Annotated in this window: 5 protein-coding genes; 3 read left to right on the top strand and 2 right to left on the bottom strand. The window is 73.9% G+C overall.

The genetic code is table 11. The features are described from left to right. The coding region (locus tag ABZ371_RS27525; RefSeq protein WP_358684413.1) for an SUKH-4 family immunity protein at positions 1-1102 on the top strand (1102 nt) is incomplete at its 5' end. A gap of 213 nt (positions 1103-1315) precedes the next feature. Then, a complete protein-coding gene (locus tag ABZ371_RS27530; RefSeq protein ID WP_358684415.1) occupies positions 1316-2221 on the top strand; it encodes a cellulose-binding protein in 906 nt (301 codons plus the stop codon). A 235-nt stretch (positions 2222-2456) separates the two neighbouring features. Here the strand turns inward: ABZ371_RS27530 and ABZ371_RS27535 are convergent, their stop codons facing one another. Then, on the bottom strand, positions 2457-2912 hold the full coding sequence (locus ABZ371_RS27535; protein ID WP_358684417.1) for a MarR family transcriptional regulator: 456 nt from the start codon (positions 2910-2912) through the stop codon (positions 2457-2459). A 170-nt stretch (positions 2913-3082) separates the two neighbouring features. On the opposite strand from ABZ371_RS27535, the gene ABZ371_RS27540 reads away from it, so the two are divergent. Further along, positions 3083-4540: an MFS transporter gene (locus ABZ371_RS27540; RefSeq protein ID WP_358684419.1), complete on the top strand. Its 1458-nt coding sequence runs from the start codon at positions 3083-3085 to the stop codon at positions 4538-4540. Between the two features lie 109 nt (positions 4541-4649). Here the strand turns inward: ABZ371_RS27540 and ABZ371_RS27545 are convergent, their stop codons facing one another. After that, positions 4650-6224, bottom strand: coding sequence for a cation acetate symporter (locus ABZ371_RS27545; RefSeq protein ID WP_358684421.1), 1575 nt, complete (start codon positions 6222-6224; stop codon positions 4650-4652). Positions 6225-6309 lie beyond the last annotated feature (85 nt).

Below are 6309 nucleotides of genomic sequence, written 5' to 3' on the forward strand. Positions count from 1 at the left end.
CCCCGGCGCCCCGCAGCCCCCCGGCCCGCCCGGGGCACCCGGTATGGCGGGCCCGCCCGCTCCTCCCGGGATGCCGGGGCCGCACACGCCGCCCGCGGCCTACGGCTACCCGCCGCAGCCCTCCGGGCAGCCGACGGTCGGTCCGGGCTACCAGGCCGTGCTGCGCTTCCGGGCTCCCGACGGCAGTGAGCAGCAGCTGATCCGCCGTTCGGCCCCGGGCACCCCGCACCCCGAGTGGCAGATGCTGCACGAGCTGCGCGCGATGAACGTGCCGCCGCAGCAGGTCATCGAGTTGCACACGGAGCTCGAGTCGTGCGAGCTGCCCGGGGGTTACTGCGCGCGGATGATCCGGGAGACCTGGCCGCAGGTGCGGATCACCAGCGTCGCTCCGTACGGCACCGATCACGCGAGCCGGCAGCAGGGCATGCAGCACCTGCTGACCCACCAGGGCGAGTTGCATCAGGTCGCCGACGGTCCGGCGCGGCCGGCTCCGGTGCGGGCGCCGTTGCCGCGGGTGCCGCCGGTGGCGGCCCTGCCGCCGGAGGCCTTGGCGGAGGAGATGCTCGGGGCTTTCGGGCCCCACGGCGTCCTGCGCTTCGACCAGCGGGCGGTGTCCCGGCAGGGTGTGCCGGAGGTCGTGGCACGGACGTTGGTCTGGGCGGGTCTGCCGGCCGACTTCGGGCCGTTCTTCTGGGCGCAGCCGGGCCACCCCGTGGTGCCGACGCTGGCCGAGCTGGCCGCGCAGCGCGGGCTGCAACCGGCTTCGGACGCGGGTTCGTACCTCGTGATGGGATCGGATTTCGGCCGGGCGATCTGTGTGCAGTACGGCACGGCGAACATCGTCGCCGTGCCGGTGGAGGCGGGACCCGGCGGGCAGCCGGTGCCGCCGCAGTTCGTGAACACCGGGCTGCCGGAGTTCGTACGCTCGATGGCACTGCTGGGCCGCATGTGGCGGCTGCGTTACGGGCTGAATCCGGAGCAGGCGGGCCGCTGGACCGTCGACTTCCAGGCACAGTTGGTGGCGCTCGATCCGGCCGCGCTGTCGTCGCCGGAGAGCTGGTGGTCGGTCCTGCTCGAGCAGATGTGGGACGGGCTGCTCTGATCCCGCCCCGTCGTGCGTGAGTCGCCCGGTCCCGTGCGGGGCCGGGCGCCTCACGTGGTGCGGTGTGTACGCGCGGCCTGGCGCGCGTGCTGTGACACCCGTCGCTTCCGTCCGGAAAGCGGCTGACCGATTCCGACTTCCGGGCCAATTGCCGCATCCTTGGCGTAGTGCGTGAGGGCCGGGCGGTCGGAGAGCGGAAAGAGGGCTTCAGGGATGAGTGGTGGACCGGTGTCCGGGCACGGTTTCGTCGGTGTACGGGGCCGTGGCTACCGACCTGAGCAGGTGGACCGTGTCGTGGCCGCGCTGTCGGCGGAGCGGGACGAGGCCGCCGACCGGCTGTCCCGGCTGGCGGCCCTGGCCGAGGAGCTGACGGCGGAGGCGGCGCGGTTGCGCGAGGTGGTGGCCTCCCTGGCACCGCAGACGTACGTCTCCCTGGGGGAGCGGGCTCAGCAGATCCTGGCACTCGCCGAGGCCGAGGCGGAGGCCGCCCGGGGTGCTGCCCTGGAGGATGCCCAGGCGCTGCGGGACGCGGCGGACGAGGCGGGCCGGGCGGCCCGTGAGGCGGCGCGGGAGCAGGCGGGGGCGGTGCGGGCGGCCGCGGAGGCCCACGCGGAGGGCGTGCTGGCCGAGGCGCGGGGCGCGGCCGAGTCCCTGCTGGCCGAGGCCCGCCAGGAGGCCGACGAGGTGCGGGCCGCGGCGGAGGAGCGGATGGCGGCGACCCGCCGCCGGACGGCGGGCGTGCTGAGCCATCAGGAGCAGGAGCACGCCGACCGGGCCAAGGCCGAGGAGCGCCGGATCGCGGCGGCGGAAGCGGCGGCGGCCGCCCGTGAGGCGGACCTGATGACCCGGGCGGACGCGCTGCTGGACCGGGCGAGGCGGCAGCTCGCGGAGGCGGAGGAGGCCGCGCGGCACGGCCAGGAGGACGCCGAGGCGCAGGCGGCGGAACTGATCGCGGGGGCGAGGGTCGCCGAGGAGCGGGTGGAGCGGGAGACGGAGCGGATCCTGCGGGAACACGAGGAGGGCCGCGAGGAGGTGCAGGCGCACATGGCGCACGTACGCAACTCGCTGGCCGCGCTCACCGGCCGCCCGGTGCCGGACCGTGAGGCCGCGGGGGACTGACGGGCTCGGGGCGGGACCGGCCGGTCCCTGCCTCCGGGGCGGTGGCGGGCCCGGGTGGGGAGACGTCGCCCCCCGGGCGCGTGGGCGGGGTGGTCCGCCGTGTCGCGGCAGGCCGCGGCAGGCCGCGGTAGGAGCGGCGGGGTGGCGGGAGACCGGCCGTCGGGCCGGCCGGGTGTGCGGGGCGCGGAGGGGCCGGCCGGGGAGCGGTGTGCGGCCGGGGTGGTGCCGCCCCGGGTCACGGGCGGGGCCAGGGCCGCATGGACAGTTGCTCGATGTCGGTGTTGAAGCGTTTGAGGTAGCCGGCGAAGACGGCGATGTCCTCGTCCGGCCAGTCCTTCATGACCCGGTCCAGGGACCGCACCACGCGCTCGCGCTCCTCGTCGAGGAGGCGGGCGCCCTCCTCGGTGATGCGGAACTTGCGGGCCATCCCGCCCTGCGGGTCGGCGATGCGCTCGGCGAGCCCGGCGCGCACCGCGGCGGCCGTCTGGCGGTTGACGGTGGACGCGTCGAGGCCGAAGGCGTCGCTCAACTCACCGATCGACATGGGCCCCTGGACGCGTATGCGGCTCAGGAGGATGTAGGCGCTGCGCTCCATGAGGGCGCTCCGGTGGCGCCCGCCCCGGTGGTAGGCGAGTTCGTGACGGCCGAGCAGCATCTGCTCGTACTCGACCTCGTAGGTGGGCCTGACCATGGCTGTCGCCTCCCGCTCCCGGACCGGGGCCGGCCCGCATCGGTCTCCGTGGCCCCCGCCTTCATGATCCCACAGGGCATGCATGGGACACATAATATGCATGACACATTAAGCATGTACGATGCACATCCCTCAGCCCTGTGCGCAGACGATCCCCGAGGAGTCCCTTCATGGATGCCCCCCAGCCGGCAGGCAGATCAGGCGGTGTGGTCGCCACCCTGGCCTTCGCCGGTACCGTGGCCGCGGTCATGCAGACCCTGGTCACCCCGCTCATCGCGGAGCTGCCGCAGATCCTGCACACCTCCTCCTCGAACGCCGCCTGGGTGATCACCATCACCCTGCTGGTCGCCGCGGTGTGCGTACCGATCTCCGGGCGCCTGGGGGACCTGCTGGGCAAGCGCCGGATGCTGCTCGCCTGTTCGGTGCCGCTGGTCCTGGGCTCGGTGGTGTGCGCCATGGCGTCCTCCGTCGTCCCGATGATCGTCGGCCGCGGTCTCCAGGGCATGGGCATGGGCATGGTGCCGCTCGGCATCTCCCTGCTGCGTGACGTCGTACCGAAGGAGAGGCTGAGCTCCTCTATCGCGCTGGTCAGTGCCTCCATGGGCATCGGCGGCGCCCTCGGGCTGCCGATCGCCTCGGCGGTCGCCCAGTACGCGAACTGGCGGGTGCTGTTCTGGGGATCCGCCGTCCTGGCCCTCACCATCAGCACCTTGATCTGGTTCCTGATCCCGGACGTCCCGGCCGGTGCGCGCGGCCAGCGCTTCGACGTGCCCGGCGCCCTGGGGCTGGCCACGGGCCTGGTCTGCCTGCTGCTCGCCATCTCCAAGGGCGCCGAGTGGGGCTGGACCTCCGCGACGACGATCGGTCTGTTCGCCGCCTCCGTCGTGGCGCTCCTGGTCTGGGGCCTCTGGGAGCTGCGCACCGAGGACCCGCTGGTCGACCTGCGGACCACGGCCCGCCCCCGGGTCCTCATCACGAACATCGCGTCGCTCTTCGTGGGCTTCGGCATGTACGCGGGCATGCTGATCGCCCCGCAGCTGCTGCAGTTCCCCGAGGCCACCGGTTACGGGCTGGGCCAGTCCATGCTGGCGGCGGGGCTCTGGATGGCTCCGGGCGGCGTCATGATGATGCTCGTCTCCCCGCTCGGCGGGAAGCTCACCGACTCGCGCGGTCCCAAGTTCACGCTGATCTGCGGTGTCCTGGTCATCGCGATCGGCTACGGCGTCGCGCTGCTGCTGATGGGCTCCGCCTGGGGGCTGATGGTGTTCCTCATGGTCAGCAGCAGCGGTGTCGGCCTGGCCTACGGGGCGATGCCCGCCCTGATCATGAGCTCGGTCCCGCTGTCCGAGACGGCCGCGGCCAACGGGTTCAACACCCTGATGCGCTCCCTCGGCACGTCGGTCGGCGCCGCCGTCATCGGTGCGGTGCTCTCCCAGCTCACCCTCACCACCGGCGGTTACACCTTCACCTCCGAGGACGGTTTCCGCACCGGCCTCATGGTCGGCTGCGGTGTCGCGGTGGTCGCCGTGGTGATCGCGTCGTTCATCCCGGCCGTCCGGGGCGCCGCCGCCACGGGCGACACGCCGGACGCCGCCGCCTCGCCCGAGGTGGCCGCGGTCAAGGGCTGACGCGTCCCTCCGGCCCGGCCGGCCCGCCGTGCCCGGTCCCGGCCCCTGGGGGGCCGAGGCCGGGCGTTCCGGTGCCGGGGCGGGGCGGTGCCCGGCCGGGACTCGGGTGTCAGTCCCGCCCCGCCGGTGGCGCGCCCGCCAGGATCCAGGACTCGACGGCCTCGTAGCGGGCCCGTTCCCCGGCCGCCGTCGAGCGGCTGCGAACGGTCCCCAGCCAGCCGGCGAGGAAGCCGAAGGGGATGGAGACGAGGCCGGTCGTGGTGAGCGGGAACCAGTTGAAGTCCCGGTCCGGGAAGACGGCCCCCGGGGAGCCGGAGACCAGGTCGGTGCCGGTGATCAGGACGAGCACGCAGACCGTGCCGCCGACGAGCGTGCAGAGCAGCCCGGTGCGGGTGTACCGGCGCCAGAACATGCTGTACACGAGGGCCGGGGCGATGGCCGACGCCCCGATGCAGAACGACAGGGTGACGAGGGCCTGCACGTTCCAGTGCCGGGCGAGGACGGCGAGGGCCACGGCGAGCGCGCCCACGGCGACCGCCGCCCCCTGTGCCACAGCCATCTCCGTCCGCCCGGCCGGCTGCCTCCCGCCGCGCAGTCCGTGGGCGAACAGGTCGTGGGCCAGGGAGTTGGCACAGGCCAGGATCATCCCGGCGACGGAGGCGAGCAGGGTGAGGAAGATCGCCGTGGTCATGGTGGTGACGACGAGCGCGCCCACCGCGCCGCCGCCCGCCACCACACCGCTGACCTGGAGGATCGCGCTGTTGCCCTGGGCCCCGGCGGCGGTGATGGCGTCGTGGCCGACGAGGGCGGCCGCGCCGAAGCCGATGACGGCGAGCAGGGGGCACAGGCACACGACGACACAGACGGCCCAGGACAGGGAGCGGCGGACGGCCCGGGCGCCGCGGACGCTCGTCATCCGCATGGTGATGTGCGGCAGGCACGCGGCACCGAGGACGACGGTCAGCTCGGAGCTGATCATGTCGAGGCCGCTGCCGCCGAACTGGAGGCCGGAGTGCAGGTAGGCCCCGCCCGCACCACTCCCGGTCCGCGCCGCAGCCAGCAGGGCGCCGGCGTCCCAGCCGAAGCGGTCCAGGACGAGTACGGAGACGAGGAGCCCGGCACCGAGCAGGGCCACGGTCTTGATGATCTGGATCAGGGCGGTGCCCTTCATGCCGCCGATCGCCGCGTAGCCGATCATGACGACACCGAGGGCGACCACGGAGCCCGTACGGAAGCCGGAGCTGTCGAAACCGAGGATGAACGCGAGCAGGTCGCCGCTGCCGGCGAGCTGGACGACCATCAGGGGCAGCAGGGCGGCGAGGGTCACCGCGCAGGACGTGACGCGGGCCGCCCGGCCGGGTGCCCGGCGGGTCAGCATGTCACCCATGGTGAACCGGCCCGCGTTCCGAAGGGGTTCGGCGAGCAGGAACATCAGCAGGACGAGCGAGAGCGCGGTGCTCAGGGCGAGCACCAGACCGTCGTGTCCGGTCAGCGCGATGATGCCGGTGGTGCCGAGGACCGTGGCGGCGGAGAGGTAGTCGCCGGCGACGGCCAGTCCGTTGCGCAGGGGGGAGAGGGAGCGGTAGCCGGTGTAGAACTCGTCGAGGTCGTCGCGGTCCGGTCCGGTCATGACGCAGAGCAGCAGGGTGATGCTGGCGACGGCGATGAACGCGGTCAGGGACATCGTCCGCGCGGACGCGTCGAAGCCGTTCACGAGCCCGCCCCCGTCCGCCGGCGCTCGGCCGGCCCCCCGGCCGGGGCGCGGCGGG

The organism is Streptomyces sp. NPDC005899 (genome assembly GCF_040629645.1).
Taxonomy (GTDB): domain Bacteria; phylum Actinomycetota; class Actinomycetes; order Streptomycetales; family Streptomycetaceae; genus Streptomyces.